Below are 19,875 nucleotides of genomic sequence, written 5' to 3'. Positions count from 1 at the left end.
GGGGCAACAAGTGGGCCGGCGTGAACGTGCAGCTCAACACCCTGCAGAACTACACCTACAACAGCGGAGCCGACAACAGCATCACCCTGAACGCTAACAGCTGGTACACCGTGAACTGGGAAGACAAGGGCTACGCCAGCAGCCGGGCCATCTTCATGGAAACCGAAGCCGAACCGGTGCACATCCAGGCCTTGTCGGTGCCATCGAACGTCGTAGCCGGCCAGCCCGCCACCGTGGACATCCTGCTCAGCGGCAACCCTTCGCCCTCCGAAAAGCTCTTCCTGCGCTACACCAACAATGCCTGGGCCAGCTCGCACCTGTTGCCTGTGCAGCTCACCGGCAGCATGGGTACGGTGGAGATCCCCGGACAGGCCGAAGGCGTCACCGTGCGCTACTACGCCTTCAGCAGCACCGTGAACAATCCCACCCCGGAATACGACCTGCACACCATACGCTTCAACAACAACGGCGGCAACTTCTACAGTTATACCGTGGGGGGCACGCCCCAGCCGGAGATCACCTTTGCCAACCTGCAATGGCCGCCCTCGGGCATCATCAATCCGGGGAATGCCTTTGTGGTGTACGGACGCGTGTTTGCCGAAGGACTTACCAACCTGCCCGGCGCTGCGCCTGGCCTGCAGGCCGAGCTGGGTATCAGCAACGCCAACAACGACCCCTCAGGCTGGACCAACTGGCTGCCAATGAGTTACCACCTGGATGTGGACGGACAGGACATATACCTCCTCGACCTTGGCGCAGCATGGACAAGCACCGGCACCTGGTACTACGCCACACGCTACCGCATCGGCAACCAGGCCTGGGTATATGGAGGATACAGCCCGGCAGGCGGCGGCTTCTGGAATGGCACCACCCACAGCTCGGGCCAGCTCATCATCACCAACAACCCCACCTCCTGGCCGGTGACCTTTACCCTGACCGACGGCACCTGCACCCTGAACAATGTGAAGTTTAAAGGCAGCATGACCAACTGGGAAACCCTGCCCATGACACAAAACGGCAACCAGTGGACCATCACACTCAACCTCAGTCCCGGCAGCTACGAATGGGGCGCCATCGAAGACAACGGCACACCCTACGGCATCTGGCTCATCGAAGGCCCCAACCTGCAAGTAAGCGTGGACGTGGATGGCAATGTGAGCGGAACGACAAGCTACACGAGCATGGTGGTGGGCCTGCCGGAAACCGAAAAACCAACGATCAGGGTGTATCCGAATCCGGCAAAGGATTATGTGGTGATAGAGGGGGCCGGAGGATCATTAATAAGTATTTATAATCTCGATGGTCGTCTGTTAATTGCTGAACAATTACTAAATCACAAACAAACGTTTTATCTAAGTACGTTATCTGCAGGGATATACATCTTGTATGCCTCATCTGATCAACGGTTTGTATTTAAACGATTGATTATAAGGTAAATATATGATTTTATAATTTAAAAATTAAATTATACTGATTATTTGGAGTCAAGTTATTAAGAAGTAAACCAACAAATAACACTGCAAAAAATGAAAAATTTATTACTAACAACAATTCTCGTAACATTGTTACTTCCTTTGTTTTGTCAGCAGACTGTTTACTGGCGAGATCAGGCCTCTAACGGTAATTGGGCAAATACGATAGAAAGTAATATCAATAATTGGTGGCGTCAGGGAGATGGTTGGGATGTCAGACGGCCAGACTTAGCTAGTGGACAATGGTCACCCGATGGTACAAAATCTTACAATATTATCATTTTTTCCAATGCACATGAATTAACCACCACCGTTAACGGCAACATTGGCGGTACAAAATACTATGTACACCGTTTAGAACTCCGTAACAGCTCTAATCGTACATTTAACAATAGCGACAATGGCTACTTATCAATGGGTGGTGGTAGCTCAAATGCCAAGATTGAAGCCATAAGCGGAGAAGGAACCGGAAGCTATACATTCAATGTCCCCATTACATACGAAAAAGTAACTGAGCTTAATCCTGTTGGAGGAGATTTAATATTTAACTCTCTAATTACCAATAATTCATACAATACCCTTGTTTATGGAAACAGTACTCAATCATTAACCATTGCAGGAGGACTCTCAGGGACTGGTGGACTATTGGTTAAAAACATTACCACGGTAATCATTTCTACTGATGCTGATTATTCTGGTGCAACAATTGTTGAGGCTGGCACACTTGAACTTCGGGGAAGTATTTCGTCAAGCAACGTAACTGTTCATAATGGTGCTACACTGCGCATCAATGGATCAAATATTTCCGTGGCTTCTTTAACCATCGAAACAGGAGGTTCTGTGGTGATTGAACCAGGCAAATCCCTCACCGTCTCCGGCACCCTCACCAACAATGCATTCAGCAGCGATTTGGTAATCAAATCCAACGCCTCCGGCACCGGCTCGCTCATCCACAGCACAAGCGGGGTGAGCGCCACGGTGGAGAGGTATTTTCCACAAACTTCCCAGGCATGGCATTTTTTGTCAGCACCCGTTGGTGGCTCAATCAGCTCCAGTGCGTTTGTTCCAGGAACTTCAGATGACTTTTACGCTTGGCACGAACCCTCGCCGGGCACATGGGTGAATTACAAAAACACGACCGTGAGTCCCACCTTCCCCGATGTGAATGGCAGCAATTTTGTTGCCGGACAGGGTTATCTGGTGGCTTACACCGGGTCAGGCCCAACAAAAAATTTCAGTGGAACACTCAACCAGGGTAATGTGAGCATCCAGCTGAAGAACAGCAGCGGAAGTAAATCGTGGACATATGAGAGTGGATGGAATCTGTTGGGCAATCCCTACCCATCAGGTATTGATTGGAATTCAGTCGACAGGTCTTTGTTTGATGATAATTACGCCTATGCTTACAATCCGAACAAATCCGGGGGTGAAGGATATGAAACCATTAACGGAGGATCATCCGGTGCGTATATTGCACCGCATCAGGGATTTTTTGTGAAGGCCAAAACCACGTCAAATAATCAGAATTTTACCTTTACAAATTCCATCAGGGTGCATGGCGGCACTTATTTTAAAAGCTCCCAAAACGTGGACAAAATAAGCATAAGACTTGCAGCATATGACTATTTCGATGAAACAGAGATAAGGTTACTCGAAGGTTCTCAATTGGAACGCGATCGGCAAGACGCCTTAAAGCTCTTCAGTTTCAACAACCAGGTGCCGCAGCTTTATAGCTTCTCTTCCGACAGTGTTATGCTTGCAGTAAACAGCATTCCAGAGTTTTACAATGATTTAGAAATTCCCCTGGGATTCAAAGCGCCTGTTAGTGGTGTCATGACATTAAGTCTGCAGGATACGCAAGGAAAATTCAACAACTACTCCTGGCGCCTGATTGACAAGCTCACCAATGTAGTTTGGAATCTAAGTCAGCAACCTTATATTTTCACAACATCACAAGGATCGGACAACGAGCGGTTTGCGCTAAAACTTGGCATTGTTGGAATAAATGAAAACCCTGAGGACGCCACGAAACTTCAAGCCGCCATGCACAACGGCCAGCTATGGGTAAACAATCCCTCGGCCAACAGCCTGCTGCGCATCCACGACCTGAGCGGTCGCCTGCTGCAGCAGATGCGCCTCACCGAGGCCGGTCTGCAACAACTGAACACCCACCTCAAAGCAGGGGCCTACATCCTCCACCTGCAGGGCAGCAACCAGACGCTGAGCGCCAAGGTCATCAATCGTTAAACCAAAGCAAGAAAGGGACAACACCATGAATACCTACCTCAAAAAACTCGCACTCGCAGCCATCTTTAGCCTTGCCGCTTCCACCCTCATCGCTCAGGGGCCGCCACCTCCACCAGCCGGAGGACACGGTCAAAGCACCAACCAGCCAGCCGGAGGCGGCGCACCCATCGAAGGTGGCATAGGCATACTCCTTGCCCTGGGCGCTGCCTATGGCGCACGCAAGGTGTACAAACACTGGCACAGCGACGGGCAAGAATAGCGCCAGCTGCTTTTCGAAAAAAAATCCGGCTTCGTAAGGAGCGGGATTTTTTTTTTGGATTCAAGGATTCAAGATTCCAAGATTCAAGATTCAAGATTCCAAGATTCAAGTATTTTTGGTTCTACACTTTGGGGTTCAAAATCCCTGCGATCTCGGTGTCTTCAAATGCGCGCTTTGCGTGATGGAAAATTAATCTCACTCAAGAGGAGTTCACGCAAAGACCGCAAAGAGAATCCAAGCAAAGGACGCAAAGGGGATCTGGCTTAACTTACACATTAATTAAATCTGTGACCATCAGTTCAATCTGAGTCATCAGTGTGCTATCAACAATGGAACGCTGATAACACTGATCTGGCTGATTTCCGCTGTTTTTTATCTGTGACCATCAGCTCAATCTGCGTCATCTGTGTTCCATCCTCAAATAATGGAACGCTGATCCCGTCTAAGGCCGGGACACGGTGACACTGATCTGGATGATTTTCGCTGTTTCTTATCTGTGGCCATCTGTTCAATCTGCGTCATCTGTGTGCTATAAACAATGGAACGCTGATAACACTGATCTGGCTGATTTCCGCTGTTTTTATCTGTGACCATCTGCTCAATCTGCGTCATCTGTGTTCCATCCTCAAATAATGGAACGCTGATGACACTGATTTTGCTGATTAGCGCGGATACAATCATTACAACTACCGATGTCTCGTCCTGAAATAGGTTGACAAAAAATCAACTTAAATTAGGACAAGAAAAGATGAAAAAGTACGATCAAAAATTAAAGGAACGGGTAATAGCAGATTACCTGTCGGGCGGTGGCACTTACCGCCATTTGCAAGCCAAGTATGGCATCAGTTTCCAAATCATACATCAATGGGTTCAGGATTTTAAGGGCAAGGGCACCAATCTCTGAAGCCGTCCAAACAAGCGGATGTAAAGCCTATGGAGGATTTACCTAAGGAGGTAAAGCTATTGCAGCATGAACTGCGGCAGGCAAGGCTTTACAACAAGCTGTTGGAGGCGTTGGTGGATATTGGCAAGGAGCAATACGGCATTGACCTGCGAAAAAGCATGGCACCAAGCAGTCTTGGAAAGTGGAGCAGCAGGAGCCTGACCGGGTAACCGGTTTGTGTTGCTCATTGCTTGGTTACAGCAGGCAAGCCTATTATCAGTACCAAAACAACAGGAAAAGAAGGCGTTTCAAGCGGAACTGATTGTGCAGGAAGTGCTTCGCCACCGAAAGCTGCAAAAGCGAATTGGAGGCAGGAAACTCTTTTTGGTATGATGGATAGTTTCCTCCAGCAACACACCATCGGTATGGGCAGAGATGCCTTCTTTGATGTGTTGCGGGAGTATGGTTTGCTGGTTCGCGTTCGCAGAAGGAAAGCCAAAACCACTGATAGCGACCACCCTTACCGAAAGTATCCCAACCTGATAAAAGAGTTCATTCCCATTGCTGCCAACCAACTGTGGGTGTGTGATATCACCTACATTGTTATTGGCGATGGCTTGGCTATCTGAGCTTGATTACAGATGCCTTCAGTCGAAAGATTGTGGGATTTTGCCTTCATAAAACCCTATCGGCAAAAGGCACTACTTTGGCACTGAAACAGGCACTGAAAAACAATCCAAACACCAAAGGTTTAATCCACCACAGCGATAGAGGCGTGCAATACTGCTGCCATGAGTATGTGGAAATACTGAAAAAAACCGCATCAAAATATCCATGACTGAGAATGGCGACCCGCTGCAAAACGCCATTGCCGAAAGGGGTAAACGGCATACTGAAAACAGAATTGCTGGAAGAAAAGCTCATCCTTTGCACATGCTCAAGAAGCGGTAGCATTGCCAGCACCTACAACCATCTTCGCCCACACAGCAGCATGGGCAACCTAACGCCTTTTGAGGCTCATTCCCTCAACAATGGTACAATGCCAAAACGCTTGTGGAAGAACTATTATCAACCCTAAACAAAGGCAAGTGGATATGGAACGCTGATAACACTGATTTGGCTGATTTCCGCTGTTTTTATCTGTGACCATCAGCTAAATCTGCGTCATCTGTGTTCCATCCTCAAATAATGGAACGCTGATCCCGTCTAAGGCCGACACGGTGACACTATTATTTTTCGCTGTTTCTTATCTGTGGCCATCTGTTCAATCTGCGTCATCTGTGTGCTATAAACAATGGAACGCTGATAAAACTGATCTGCTGATTTCCGCTGTTTTTATCTGTGACCATCTGCTCAATCTGCGTCATCTGTGTTCCATCCTCAAATAATGGAACGCTGATGACACTGATTTTGCTGATTAGCGCGGATACAATCATTACAACTACCGATAACCATGACAACCACCGACAACAATGACAACAACGACAACCATGACAACCACCGTCCACCTCCCGTAACCCGCAACTCGTACCTCACTTCCCGCCACCCTCGAATCTTTGAATTTTGAATCCGAAATCTTTGAATTCCTGGCCGAGGATGCTTCGAGGTTTGGGTAGTCAGGGGCAATTGTTGAATTTATAATGGTTTGCAGATGTTCGGATCAGAAATGATGTAAATTCATATCCTACGATTGACGAACATCTGGAGAAATGCTATTTTTTTCAGGACGATAGCTGCTGATTGGGTCAATGTCTCCTGAAATTTGGCCCGGGTATGCTATGCCTTAATTTTTTGAAAATAAAACCCGACAATTATCCAACATAATATCGGGGAAATTATTTAATTTGTACCAGGAAGACCTTCAGCCTCAACCGCCAGAACTATCCAAAACTCCCTGCCTCTACTTTGCTTCAAGCAGCCATTGACCATGAAAAAGCGTTACCCCCTTCTGCTTGTTTTGTGCTTTTTTTGCAGTGTTAACCTGCTCAGGGCAACCAATTATTACGTTTCACCCGGCGGCAGCGACGCAACCGGCAACGGCACCATTGGCAATCCCTACAAATCGCTGGATAAGGCATGTCAATACGTTGCGGCAGGCGATACCATTTTCATGCGCGGAGGTATCTACAGCGGCAGCATCCAAAGCATCAATGCCACCAGCAACGGCACTTCCTCCGCTCCTATTGTGATAAAAAACTATCCTGGCGAAGAACCCATCATCGACGGTACCGGGCTGAACATTTCGTCCACAACCAGCCTGCTGATGATTGCCAAATGGCAGGTTGCTCATATGGAATACTTTGTGGTGGAAGGCATTACCGTAAGGAATTCGGCCGGACGAGGAATCGGTTTTTACCGCACCACCCATCTGACCATCAGAAACTGCAAGGTGTACAACACCTGGGAACGCGGTATCGGGGGCTTCGGCTACCACACCACCATCGAAGGTAATGAAGTGTTCCATTGCGGTCTGATGAACGAAAACGGCAGTATGGGCAGCAGTGGTTGGCCTATCATGATCCGTCTGACAACAGATTATGAAAACGGCGATCGCTCGGAACATGCCACCATCCGCAACAACTATGTGTATGAAAGCTGGGGCGAGGGTATTGCCCCGGGTGAAAAGTCGTACAACATTGTGATTGAAAACAACACCATCCGGGATGTTTTCAGCGTGGGAATTTATTGCGAAAAGGCCAATTACGTAACGATCCGCAATAACTACATCTACTCCACCGATCCGGCATATTACCGCAACGGGCGTCCGGCCACCGGTGTGCTGCTGGCCAACGAGTCACCTATGAGCGGTTACCCCACAGTAAGCCATATCACCATATACAACAACCTGATGGCCAAATGCGGTAAAGGGGTGAGTTTCTGGTTTGATGCATCCAATACATCCACAGCCAATACTTATGATAATATTACCGTTGCCTACAACACCATTGTGGAGACCACCTACCGCGCCATCGCTTTTGATGATGTCCCGGCAGGTTATACCCAACCCTCGGCCTGCATCCTTCAGAACAACATCATCGAAAACGGCAGCCACAGCAACTACATTGACGATATCAGCGCCTGGACGGTATCGCACAACTGCTGGGTAAACGGCGTGCCCTCTTTCGATCAGTCTTCGGGCAGTTTTCAGGGGCAGCCACATTTTATCCATCCTGTGGTCAACGGAGGAGTGGACGGATACCGGCTCAGTGGGCCATCTGAATGTGCGGGCAGAGGCACACCGGTAAGCGGCATTACTACCGACTATTGGGGAAAAACACGAGGCAGCAATCAATCGGTAGGCCTGCACGAACCGTCTTACTACTTTGTGGATGGTGGTGTAGCTACTTCAGGAAACGGGAGAAGCTGGGCCACTGCCTGGAAAACCATCGCCGAAGCCTACAACTACAGCCTGCAGCCCGGCGACTGGGTATGGATAAAAAATGGCACCTATGCATCAGGGCTTTATCCTAACCATTCGGGAGCAGAAATAGTTTCATTGAAAACCGGAGTGGAGATCAGCAACAACAAAATCATCTTTCCGGCAGGGACTGATCTTTCGGATGTAAACATAGCCACCTATCCGGGTCAGTATTTCGTATATGTGTACCGAAGCTGGAAATCGAACAACGGCGTGTATCCGATCACCGAGGTAAACGTTGCGGAGCGGTATGTTAAGGTAGCCAATGCTTCGTTGCTTGACGAAACGGGTGTGGCCGGCGATGCCAGATTCCTGAGCGCCTCCATCGGAAGGCCTGTGGTTTACAAAAACGGAGCGGTTGACCCGGAAAATGACCGCGTAGTGCTCGATGTTTCCTCAACCAATATCAATACCGTGGCTTACATCCAGAACAAAAACTATCTGATGGTTGACGGGATAGACCTTACAGGATCGAAGAACTACGGCGGTTGGCACATGCTGAGCTCCAGCCACAATGTGGTGATGAACAGCAGGGTGTACAACATGGGAACGGTGTCGCAGGCAAATGCGCCGGGAATACTCATCGAAGGGAACACATCCACCGGCGAGGCCAAATATAACATCATCCTCAACAATGTCATTTACAACACACCGCACGAAGGAGTTTACGTCGGCAAAGGCGGCGGCACTGCCAATCAAAACAAAGCCAACTACAATCATGTGATCGGCAACCGCATCTACACCCAGGGTAGCGCCGGAAACGCCAAGATGGAAAATGCCATCGATTTCAAGGAATACAATGTGGGTAATGTGGCCGAACGAAATGTGATAGGGCCTTATAAACTTTCGACCACCTGGAATGGCGCCATTGACATCGTTGGTTATGCAACCAATATTTTGGTCTATGGTAATGTTTTTCAAAATGTAATCAGAGGGGATGACAATGGTGAATGGGATTACTATTATGTAATCGGGGTGAATAACAATGCATCGCATAATTACATTTTCAACAATATCATTTACAACGATAACCCAAGCTCGGGGCCTTTTTATGGCATTTCCATCAAATCCACCAATCTTACCAACAGCTACATAGCCCACAACACCATTTATAACCTGCCTTACGGCCTGCTGCTCGATAACAGCGCAGGAAACTCTACCACCATCGCCAACAACATCATTCAATGCAATACCTCTATTACCAACTGGAGCAACGACAATCTGACGCTGCGCAACAACCTTTACCTTACCACGCCGGGTAGTTACTCCTCCGAACCGGGAAGGCAGATTGGCAATGCCCGTTTTTTAGCGCCACAGAACGGCGATTTCAGGGTTTCATTCACCAGCCTGGCAGTGAACAATGGCTACAATGGTCTTCCCAATATGGGTTTCGATTTCAATCTTACAGCCCGTAGCAGCACACCTACCATCGGCGCTTACGAGCTCGATGCCATTGCAACCAATGCATGGACGGGCGCCTCCTCTACGAGCTGGGGTACAACCGGCAACTGGAGCGCCACCGTTGTGCCAGACCAGAATGCTGGTGTGCTTATCCCGGCCAATTGCAGCAATTATCCCGTAATCACCAACCCTGCAAGTAATCCGGTCATCGTCAGCCATCTGACCATCGAAGAGGGTGCCTCGCTGACCTTATCCCATGAGGGGTGCCTGAGTGTTTCCGGTACCTTGAGCAACCAGGCAGGCGCCACCAACCTTGTCCTGCAAAGCAACTCCTCCGGCACAGGCTCGCTCATCCACAACAGCAGCGGGGTGAACGCCACGGTGGAAAGGTATGTGGCTGGAGACTGGTCTGCGTGGAATGCAGGATGGCACTTTATCAGCTCGCCTGTGGCTTCGCAGGCCATCAGCGCCTTCGAAACCACCGGAGCAGGAAATGACTATGACTTTTATGGCTGGCGCGAAAGCGACAAAACCTGGCTCAATTACAAAGCCGGTGACTTCAGCACATGGAACGGTTCCACCAACTTTGTCGTGGGTCGGGGATACATGATCTCTTACGAAGCTAACCAAACCAAATCCTTCAGCGGCAACCTCAATGTGTCGGATGTGAGCTGGAGTGGCCTCTCCTACAACCCCAGCCAGGGCAACGGCTGGCATCTGCTGGGCAATCCCTTTGCTTCGGCCATCCAGTGGAACAAAACTGGTGGCAGCTGGTCACTTAGCAACGTAGCCGGTACAGCCAAGATTTGGAACTCAGGCTCCAAATCCTATTCAGATATTATCACTGACGGCATCATCCCCTCTGCCCAGGGTTTCTTGGTGCAGGTAAGCAACAGCACCAATGGCCTCACCATTCCGGCTTCAGCACGCACCCACAGCAGCACAGCATGGTACAAAAGCACCACCCCCCGCATCCTGCTCAGCGCTTCGCCGGCCGACGGCAGCTCGAAGCAGGAAAGCCAGATCCGCATCGAAGCTGAAGCTACAAACGGATACGACTTCTACCACGACTCGCGCTTCCTCGAAGGCTATGCACCCAAATTCTACAGCATAACCGGAGGCGAGATGCTCAGCACCAATGCCATGCCGCAAGTGCAGAACGGAACAAGCATCCCCTTTGGATTTGTGAAGAACCAGCACAGCAACTTCGTCATCCGCCTCGAGGAAAGTATTCCGGGCGAAACAATCTTCCTCAAAGACCTCAAGCTCAACCTCACCCACAACCTGAGCCAGCAACCCGAATACCTCTTCAGTGCAGCTGAAGGCGACGACCCCAACCGCTTCCTGCTGGTGTTTGGCACAGTGGGACTGGACGAAAAGCCTCAGGCACAGGCCACGCTGCAAGCCGCCATGCACAACGGTCAGCTGTGGGTAAACAATCCCTCGGCCAACAGCCTGCTGCGCATCCACGACCTGAGCGGTCGCCTGCTGCAGCAGATGCGCCTCACCGAGGCCGGTTTGCAACAACTGAGCACCCACCTCAAAGCAGGGGCCTACATCCTCCACGTGCAGGGCAGCAAGCAGACGCTGAGCGCCAAGGTCATCAATCGTTAAACCAAAGTAAGAAAGGGACAACACCATGGATACCTACCTAAAAAAACTCGCACTCGCAGCCATCTTTAGCCTTGCCGCTTCCACCCTCATCGCGCAGGGACCGCCACCTCCACCAGCCGGAGGACACGGTCAAAGCACCAACCAGCCTGCCGGAGGCGGCGCACCCATCGAAGGGGGCATGGGCATCCTGTTGGCCCTGGGCGCTGCCTGGGGCGCACGAAAGGTGTACAAACACTGGCACAGCGACGGGCAAGAATAGCACCAGTTGCTTTTCGAAAAAAAATCCTGCTTCGTGAGGAGCGGGATTTTTTTTGGATTCAAGAATTCAAGATTCCAAGATTCAAGATTCAAGTATTTTTGATTCTACACTTTGGGGTTCAAAATCCCTGCGATCTCGGTGTCTTCAAATGCGCGCTTTGCGTGATGGAAAAATAAATCTCATTCAAGAGGAGTTCACGCAAAGACCACAAAGGAATCCACGAGAGGAACATAAAGGAAATCTGGCTTATCTTACTAATTTAAATCTGTGACCATCTGTCCAATCTGCGTCATCATTGTGCTATCAACAATAGAACGCAGATAACACTGATTTGGCTGATTTGCGCTGTTTTTTATCTGTGACCATCTGTTCAATCTGCGTCATCTGTGTTCTATAAACAATGGAACGCTGATAACACTGATTTGGCTGATTTGCGCTGTTTAATATCTGTGACCATCGGTTCAATTTGCGTCACCATCTTGCGAAACAACAGACTTAAAGAGGAGCAAAAACAGGAAAATTGGATCAGCTTTATGAACGCTTCGGAGAGCTTTATGCTGAAGATTGTGATTGCTAAAGTCAATAATCAGGTATGCAACATAGAACCAACAAACATTCAAAATGAACAACAATGAAGCTCACGCAAGTGAGGGAAAAAAATAGCAATCGTTTCTTATCTCACGCTTATCGGACTGATTGTCGCAATTGTGATGAACATGGACAAGAAATCGGATTTTGCCCGTTTTCATATTCGTCAGATGCTCGGTTTGGTCGTGAGCGGTTTTGCCCTGGCTGTAATAGGTCTGATCCCCATCATCGGATGGCTGGTGAATATATTGGGCATTTTTGTGCTCATCTACATGTGGCTCATGGGCTTAATCAATGCCATCAATGGCAATGAGAAGGTTGTACCCATCCTGGGTGAAAAGTATGACGAATGGTTCAAAAACGTCTGAACCACAGGAGCATTTCCTGCTGTTTGGGGCGATTGGAATTCACACATTCCTAATCCGATACCTTCAATACTTTGGCCGTAAGGCTGATGCCTTCTTTAGCAGCAAACCGCAGCAGGTAAACTCCATTTCCGGTTAATGTTGAGCGGGTCGCCTGGATGTGGCCTGGCTCAAGCACCAGCGCCTCCTGCCAGATGAGGCGCCCCTGAAGGTCGTAGCAGCTCAACTGACCCGTCAGGGCATGCGGATATCCTTCCATACCAATGTGCAACTGACCAGCGGCACCGGTGGATGCACGCAAACGCACACTGGAAGCCAGTTCTTTTGTATTGCCGATGATCCCCAGGTGTTGCCTGAGCAGATCGGTAAACTGGTCGGGGGTCACAAAAACCACATGCGGCCCCACCACCGGGTCGAGCTGAATCTGCTGCATCAGGGTGCGCAGGCGGGGCAGGGTGATGTCGGCCTGGTTGCTGCTTCCAATGGTGAAATTATCCTGTCTGAGGCGCTGGTATCCAGCCAGAAGGAAGTTGGGCCGGGGTTTGCCGTTCAGCTTGCCTGCAATGCGTGCAGCTGCCTGTTGCAGGTTGACCACAGGCGCATAAAAGGTTTCGTCGTTCACGTGGTTGTAAAGCAGTCCGCCGAATTGCTCGTAGGCCTGTTGCGTAAGCAGGCCGGGGTCGAACAGAAAGGTGAGCAGGGCGCCACTTTGTTGCGAAAACTGCGCCAGCCGGCCATAGTGGTAATTGTTGGAAATCAGCACACCGCGGTAGGTCGACTCCCCTGCCCCGTTGTAATGCTTATAGGCATAGATGGCAGGCACATCGAACTTCTGCATCAGGGCCGTGGCTTGCTGCAGGGCATGGGGGCGGATGTCGGGCGGAAACATATCGGCATAGACATAACCCAGCGGATTGGTCACACTCACAAAGCCGTCGCTGCCAGTGGCTGTGCTGTAGTAGTATTGCGCCACAAACGGCATGAGGTCGAACATATGCAGGTTGAACCCCCAGCCCAGGGGCACCTGTCCGCGCAGCACCGAATGCCAGGCGCCGGCCTGAAAACCAAGGTTCCAGTTGCCGGCATCGCCTTCCGAACCCAGAAAGAGCACATAATACTTATCCTCCAGCAGGGTGGTTCCGGGCGTAACTGCCGATGGACGGGTGTATTCGAAATTGCTATCGGCCGGAAATACATGGTGCCACGATATATTGCTCAGCAGGGTTTCGTGAAAACTGCCGCCCCAGGCCGAGATCCACTGCACCAGCGGTTCGGGCCGCATCCATCCGTACACGTGAAAAAGCTGCCCGGGCCTGCGCGTGCGCAGGTATTGCATCACCTGTTCGATGCGTTCGGCTTTGGCATCGCTCAGGGAGTAAAAGTTGAGCGACTCGCTTCCGGCCAGGTTGAGCTGAAACATGCGTTGGCTCACCGCCCAGTCGGTGATTTCGCGCAGGTAGAAACAAGCCGGATTGGTGAAAGGCAGAATGTACTCCAGCGCCCAGTCGAGTATGGCAAAATAGCGCGTCTCCTGATCGGGAAGCGCATTGTTCCAGGGATGCGCGGACAGCTCGAGCCTGGCGCTGATGCGTATGCTGTCGTTGCGCCCGAAATGGTCGCGTATGGTGATGCTGTCGGGCAGGGGCAGTCCGAAGAAATCCGGACTGTCGTGTGGCAGCGGGATGCAGTCGGCCAGCCCGCCTGCCATAGCCGCCACCTCGCCCTGCCAGCGGAAGTTCTGTCCGCTGAAGTTGCAGTATGTCAGCGACTTATCGTAAGTAACCACCCCTTTAATATCGTCGCGGAAACGATCAACCAGGCCCGAAAAGCTGTGCTCGGTAACAAACTGAACACCGGCAGCAGCATAAATATCGCGCCACTGCTCATCGGTTTGATTGTAGCTCCAGGCTTCGTACACATTGAGCAGGTAAAGCCTGGGTTCGTGGCGGTTCACAATGCCGGCCAGGGTCATGGCAGCCAGGCGGTGTTCCAGGGGCTGGCCGGAACCGTTGAACAGCACAGCAGGCTGCGAAAGCGACAGATGACCGGAGAACAACAAGGCGATAATTAACAAAGATAGCTTCATGAAACCGGGTTTGATGCGAAGCTATATATTACCTGGCTTTAAAAAGTAAGAGCTCAGCATTTATCTTTGCTGCAAAAGCGCCTCGATGCCATCATTGAACAGGGTACTTGTGCTTAGCCGCAATTTTTCGTTCTGCGGGCCGCTAATTGCCTCCTTCATCCACAGCTTTCGCCCTGAATTTGAAGTACTTGTATGCACAACGGAAGATGCATTGCCCTTGCCGGATATTACCCGTCAGATGTTGTGGGAGTCTTACCTCGAACAAACACGGTTTAGTTTTCTCCACATGCATGAAGCCATTGCCATGCCCTGGCTTGCGGTGATCGTTGAAGGAAAAGGAATGCCGGTCGTCCTGGAAAACGCAAATGCCGGCCATATCATTGAGCTTGCGCTACCGGCTTATGTTCCTGAACAGGCTGAGGAAGCCCGAAACATACGCGACCGCATTAAAAACGAACTGTTTGTCCTGTTGCGCGACCGGATAAGCGGCTGATCAATGCGGCAAGACAGAAAAAATCCCCGTCCTTCGGTGCGAAAGACGGGGATATATGTCCTGACCTGTCCCTGTCACTTTTCTTACAAGCAGATTGGCCTGGTACATATCAAATCATAATGAATTAAAACATGGAGCAAAACTCATTGACTAAAACCAAACGGTGGTTGACAGATAAGTTTTGAATCTCATCACACAAAAAATAAGCCCAGTCAAACAAGAGTTGAGTTATTTTATCGTAAAAAAATGTCACCGCACTCAAGGGACAAGCAAGTAAGGAGATTTCTCCTCATTTTTCAGCCTACGCTGAAAAATTCGTCGAAATGACAAGCGCCTGAAAATGGGGAAGGGTAAAGGGGGGGGGCGGGCGGCGCTGTGCGCCGCCCCCCCCTTTACCTCCCAAAACCCAGTTTAGCCTGTCATTTCGAGCGACCGGAGCGTAGCGTAGGGAGCGAGAAATCCCCTTGTCTGTTAACGCAAATGCATTTTGAAATACATCGTAGGGAGCGTGACAATGGTCCGCCCTGAAGAAAATCTCTTGTTCGATTACCCTTATTACATAGCAAAAAAATGTCACCGCACTCAAGGGACAATAAAGGAAACATACGCGACCGCATTAAAAACGAACTGTTTGTACTGTTGCGCGACCGGATAAGCGGCTGATCAATGCGGCAAGACAGAAAAAATCCCCGTCCTTCGGTGCGAAAGACGGGGATATCTCTAAACCAAAATCGTTTTGATCAGGCCTCGGCAAGCATTTTGAGCTTGGTTTCGAGCACCTTGAGGTCGTTTTTGGCCTTGTTGATCTTCTTTTCGTATTCCTGTCGCATCAGCTCGCTTTGCTTGCTGGTCGAGAAGAAACCGATGTTGTTTTCCAGGGTCTTGATCTCGTCGCGCAGCTTGGCAATTTTCATGTTGAGCTGGGTGCGTTCGCGGCGGATGCGGTCGGGGGCGTCGGCTTCATTTTTCAGGCTTTCGACCGACTCGCGGATGCGGGTGTGCAGTTTTTCCTGCTCGGTGAGTTTCATGCGGTCGAACAGCTTGTCGATTTCTTTGCGGAATTCGGCATAGATGCTGTCTTTCACCGCGATGGGCACATGGCCGATTTCGGTCCACTGGCGCTGAATGGCTTTCAGGGCGTCGAGGTTGGCGCTGCGGTCGGCGCTCACTTCAAAGTTGCGTACCTTTTCGATGAGTTCCTGTTTTGCCTTGAGGTTTTCCTCTTCGCGTCCGCGCATATTTCCGAAGTGCTCGGCCTTGCGCTCAAAAAACTTGTCGCAGGCAGTGCGGAAACGTTTCCAGATTTTGTCGGAGTCTTTGCGGGGTACGGCCCCAATCTTCTTCCATTCTTCCTGCAGGGCTTTCAGCTGCTCGGTGGTCTTGCGCCATTCGGTGCTTTCCGACAAGGCTTCGGCCTGTACGCACAGGTCGCGTTTGCGGTTGAGGTTTTCGAGCTGCTGGGCTTTCATGCGGTTGAAATACTCCTTCTTCATCTCGAAGAAGTTGTCCATGGCCGTTTTGAAACGTTTCCACACGGCATCGTTCACCTCTTTAGGGGCCGGCCCGATTTGCTTCCACAGCTTAAACAGCTCGCTGATCTCGTCGGTTTTCCTGTTCCACTCGCTGATGCTTTCGGCCGGCTCGCTGGCCAGGTCCTCGGCTTTCACGCAGAGGGCGGCCTTTTCGTCGTAGTTCTTTTGCTGAACCTCCTGGATGCTGGCATAATAAGCGCGTCGGTTGGCATTGATCTTGTCGGTTGCCGTACGGAAACGCTCCCAGATCTCATCCTTCTTGTCCTGTGGCACCGGCCCGATTTCTTTCCACTCTTCGTGGTATTTCTGCAACATTTTGAAGGCCTTGACCACCGACTCCTCAAACACCAGCTCTTCCACCTTCTCGCATAGCTGAATCTTGGCCTCGAGGTTTTTCTTCATGTCGAGGTCGCGCAGCTCGCGGTTGATTTTTACCTTGTCGAAGAACTTTTCAACCAGGAAGTGGTAGCTGTTCCACAGGTTGGTGATTTCGCCGGCAGGCACCTGACCGATGCTGCGCCATTTTTCCTGCAGGGCACGAAACTCGTCGTAGGTCTTTTTGAGCGTTTCCTCCGAATTGATGAGGGTTTTCAGCTCTTCGAGTATGGCCAGCTTGGCCGCCAGGTTTTCCTGCTTTTGTTTTTCAAGCAGTTCGTTGTACCGGGCTTTGTTTTCTTTGTAGGTATTGAAAGCCGCTTTGAAGCGCTGTTCGAGCGGGTCTTCGGTGCGGGCGAAGGCTTCGCGCTCGCCACCTTCGGCAATAAACTGTTCCAGCTCGCGCTCCATGTCTTCTTTGTTGAGTTTCATAAAGAAGACCTTGATGGCGGCCACTTTGTCCTTTATCTTGGTAACGTCCTGTTCCTGAACGGTTTCCTCGAGCAATTCTACCAGTTGGAGCTTGTTGAGTTCGGCAAAATCGTGCGCGCCGGTGTCGTCTTCATCCTCATCCTCATGCGTTTCGAGCTGGATTTCGGCCTGGACTTCGGCTTCAATCTTCGGAGGGGCTTCGGCCTTAGGCGCTGAGGTATCGGCGGTGGCTTCAGCAGGCTGTGGTTCGGCCACTTCTGCTGTGGCCGGGGCAGGCGCCGGGGCTTCTGCTGTTTCGGGCGCTGCTGCTTCCGCAGTTTCAACCATCGGGTGGTTGCTCCGGATCATTTGCACAATTTTTTCTTTTTCTTCCGCTGAAATCAGGACCTTGGCGTCCTGTGCAGGAGTTTGTGTCGCAACTTCAACAGCTTCGGGCTGTGCCGAAGACTCGAGGGGCTGCAATTCCGGAGCCTGGGCAGCTTCGGATGCGGGGTTCAGTTTTTCGGTTTCCATTACACCAGATTATTAAGTGTTTTTACTATTGCCATGTGCCGGTGGCACGCGGCAGGGGTTCATTCACAAAGGCTGCAAAAATAGCAATTATTTAAGATTGAATCTTTTTCGGGCCGGTCCATTTTAGGATGAACTTCCTGGATAATCAGGCCTGTTGCAGGGCCTGGTCTAGGTCGGCAATGATGTCGGCCACATCTTCTATGCCCACCGACAGGCGGATCAGGCCGTCGGTGATGCCGCCGGCCAGCCTGGCTTCCGGGCTCAGCCTGGAGTGGGTCATGCTTGCCGGATGCTGGATGAGGGTTTCGATGCCCCCGAGCGACACGGCCAGCAGGGCCAGTTTCACGTGGTTCATCATCCTTTTTCCGGCTTCGAGGCCGCCAGCCAGCTCAAAACTGATCATGGCGCCGGGGCCTTTCATCTGTTTGCGGCCCATCTCATATTGCGGATGCGAGGGCAAGCCGGGATACAATACCCAGCTCACTTTGGGATGGGCTTCCAGAAAACGGGCAACTTCCATGGCATTTTGCTGTGCTTTTTCGATGCGCAGGCCGAGAGTTTTCAGGCCGCGCCTGGTGAGCCAGGCCTGGTGGGGGTCCATGTTGAAGCCCATGTTCACCATCACCGGCCGCATGCGATCGTAAAGTGTTTTGTCGGCAGCCACAATCATTCCGGCAACGATGTCGGCATGACCGTTGATAAACTTGGTCATTGAGTGCAACACCACATCGGCGCCCAGCGACAGTGGTTTTTGAAGGTACGGACTGCAGAAGGTGTTATCCACGCAAACGGGGATACCATGCCGGTGCGCAATCTCGGCCACAGCAGCTATGTCGGTGATGCCAATTGTAGGATTGGCAGGGGTTTCGAGGTAGATGAGGCTGGTTTCGTGCCGGATGGCGGCTTCCACATTGGCCGGGTTGGTGGCGTCAACAAAACTCGCCGTCACACCAAAACGGGTGAAGAGGCTCTCGACTATGCCCCGCGACGGGCCATAGAGCGCATTGTGGGCCACCAGGTGTTTGCCCTGCCCCAGAAAAGTGAGGTAAACGGTGTTTACGGCTGCCATGCCCGAGCTGACGGCAATGCCGCCATAGCCCTCTTCGAGCCTGGCCACGGCTTGTTCGAGCTCGGCAATGGTGGGGTTGCCGATGCGGGTGTAAATGTATCCCTTGTCTTCGCCGGCAAAACAGCGGCTGCCGTGGTCGGCATCCTCAAAGGCAAAAGTGGAGGTCTGGTAGATGGGCGATACCGCGCTGAGCAGGGCATCCTCGCCTTTGCCGGCATGCACAGCCAGCGAATTGAATCCTAAGTCGTCGTGTGTCATGGGTTGAAGCAAAAAAAGGCACGAAGCGGGGGCTTCCTGCCAGTAATATCTTATCTACAAATGTTTACGTAATTGTATCAAAACGGCCAGAAGTTGTTGTCGTACCACACCTGCTCTTTGAGGTCTTCGTTGAGCTTGTGCAGCAGGTGGTGGTGTCCGCGCTCCCAATCGGCCAGCATGGCATACATGGCCTTTTCGTTGGGGTCGGTCGATTCTTCGGCACGCGAGGCATACACCTCGATGGCGCGGTTTTCGAAGTCGATGGCGGCCGAGATGGCTGCTGCCTCGAAACTGGCTGCCGAAATCTGCTGTTTGATCTGCTCGGTGAGTATGCGTTCTATCTCGGCATCGTCGTGATGCTCAGGTTGTTCGGGCTGAAGAAATGCATGGGTCTTTTCGTAGTGGGCAAACTGTTTCGACAAGAACTCCACATGGGCATCTTCTTCTTCGGCCATCATCTCAAAGATTTTCTTTGCGGCCGGGCTTTGGGTGTTGCGGGCAACCTGGGTGTAGAAGGCCTTACCGCGACGTTCGAGCAGGATGGCTGTCTTCAGAATGTCGAGCGCTTTGTTGGTCTGGTTCATCTTGATCTGTTTTAATGAGCAAATATA

The 19,875-nt window shown here is 51.0% G+C and carries 15 protein-coding genes and 1 pseudogene; 12 read left to right on the top strand and 4 right to left on the bottom strand.

The genetic code is table 11. The features are described 5' to 3' along the window. From IPM52_14460 to IPM52_14410, 11 genes and pseudogenes are all read left to right on the top strand, one after another. A partial coding sequence (locus IPM52_14460; GenBank protein ID MBK9292807.1) for a T9SS type A sorting domain-containing protein occupies positions 1 to 1,436 on the top strand: 1,436 nt, incomplete at its 5' end. 90 nt (positions 1,437 to 1,526) lie between these two features. Next, on the top strand, positions 1,527 to 3,719 hold the full coding sequence (locus IPM52_14455) for a T9SS type A sorting domain-containing protein (protein ID MBK9292806.1): 2,193 nt from the start codon (positions 1,527 to 1,529) through the stop codon (positions 3,717 to 3,719). A gap of 25 nt (positions 3,720 to 3,744) precedes the next feature. Further along, positions 3,745 to 3,978 carry a hypothetical protein gene (locus tag IPM52_14450; GenBank protein ID MBK9292805.1) on the top strand — a complete coding sequence of 78 codons (234 nt, stop codon included), beginning with the start codon at positions 3,745 to 3,747 and terminating at the stop codon, positions 3,976 to 3,978. Between the two features lie 748 nt (positions 3,979 to 4,726). After that, positions 4,727 to 4,882: a transposase gene (locus IPM52_14445; protein ID MBK9292804.1), complete on the top strand. Its 156-nt coding sequence runs from the start codon at positions 4,727 to 4,729 to the stop codon at positions 4,880 to 4,882. 29 nt (positions 4,883 to 4,911) lie between these two features. Then, on the top strand, positions 4,912 to 5,091 hold the full coding sequence (locus IPM52_14440; GenBank protein MBK9292803.1) for a hypothetical protein: 180 nt from the start codon (positions 4,912 to 4,914) through the stop codon (positions 5,089 to 5,091). A 159-nt stretch (positions 5,092 to 5,250) separates the two neighbouring features. Then, positions 5,251 to 5,490, top strand: coding sequence for a hypothetical protein (locus tag IPM52_14435; protein ID MBK9292802.1), 240 nt, complete (start codon positions 5,251 to 5,253; stop codon positions 5,488 to 5,490). Positions 5,491 to 5,522: 32 nt separating this feature from the next. Further along, positions 5,523 to 5,699 (top strand): hypothetical protein, encoded by a 177-nt coding sequence (locus IPM52_14430; GenBank protein ID MBK9292801.1) that lies wholly within the window; start codon positions 5,523 to 5,525, stop codon positions 5,697 to 5,699. Between the two features lie 6 nt (positions 5,700 to 5,705). Continuing rightward, the gene (locus IPM52_14425) at positions 5,706 to 5,939 is read left to right on the top strand and encodes a hypothetical protein (GenBank protein ID MBK9292800.1); all 234 of its coding nucleotides are present in this window, start codon (positions 5,706 to 5,708) and stop codon (positions 5,937 to 5,939) included. An 849-nt stretch (positions 5,940 to 6,788) separates the two neighbouring features. Continuing rightward, entirely contained in the window at positions 6,789 to 11,294 is a 4,506-nt protein-coding gene (locus tag IPM52_14420) for a right-handed parallel beta-helix repeat-containing protein (GenBank protein MBK9292799.1), read from the top strand. A 25-nt stretch (positions 11,295 to 11,319) separates the two neighbouring features. Beyond that, positions 11,320 to 11,553 (top strand): hypothetical protein, encoded by a 234-nt coding sequence (locus IPM52_14415; GenBank protein ID MBK9292798.1) that lies wholly within the window; start codon positions 11,320 to 11,322, stop codon positions 11,551 to 11,553. A 614-nt stretch (positions 11,554 to 12,167) separates the two neighbouring features. Continuing rightward, positions 12,168 to 12,509, top strand: a pseudogene (locus tag IPM52_14410) (hypothetical protein). Between the two features lie 49 nt (positions 12,510 to 12,558). Here the strand turns inward: IPM52_14410 and IPM52_14405 are convergent. Beyond that, positions 12,559 to 14,592: a hypothetical protein gene (locus IPM52_14405; protein MBK9292797.1), complete on the bottom strand. Its 2,034-nt coding sequence runs from the start codon at positions 14,590 to 14,592 to the stop codon at positions 12,559 to 12,561. An 85-nt stretch (positions 14,593 to 14,677) separates the two neighbouring features. Here IPM52_14405 and IPM52_14400 point away from each other — a divergent pair, with 85 nt between their 5' ends. After that, positions 14,678 to 15,085, top strand: coding sequence for a hypothetical protein (locus tag IPM52_14400; protein ID MBK9292796.1), 408 nt, complete (start codon positions 14,678 to 14,680; stop codon positions 15,083 to 15,085). A gap of 740 nt (positions 15,086 to 15,825) precedes the next feature. On the opposite strand, the gene IPM52_14395 is transcribed toward IPM52_14400, so the two are convergent. From IPM52_14395 to IPM52_14385, 3 genes are all read right to left on the bottom strand, one after another. Next, a complete protein-coding gene (locus tag IPM52_14395; GenBank protein MBK9292795.1) occupies positions 15,826 to 17,937 on the bottom strand; it encodes a DUF349 domain-containing protein in 2,112 nt (703 codons plus the stop codon). A 145-nt stretch (positions 17,938 to 18,082) separates the two neighbouring features. Further along, positions 18,083 to 19,264 (bottom strand): PLP-dependent transferase, encoded by a 1,182-nt coding sequence (locus IPM52_14390; GenBank protein MBK9292794.1) that lies wholly within the window; start codon positions 19,262 to 19,264, stop codon positions 18,083 to 18,085. A gap of 77 nt (positions 19,265 to 19,341) precedes the next feature. Continuing rightward, positions 19,342 to 19,848 (bottom strand): ferritin family protein, encoded by a 507-nt coding sequence (locus tag IPM52_14385; protein MBK9292793.1) that lies wholly within the window; start codon positions 19,846 to 19,848, stop codon positions 19,342 to 19,344. Between the last annotated feature and the right edge of the window lie 27 nt (positions 19,849 to 19,875).

Source organism: Bacteroidota bacterium, assembly GCA_016715945.1.
Taxonomy (GTDB): domain Bacteria; phylum Bacteroidota; class Bacteroidia; order Bacteroidales; family F082; genus JALNZU01.
This window is presented reverse-complemented; position numbering and strand designations above follow the sequence as displayed.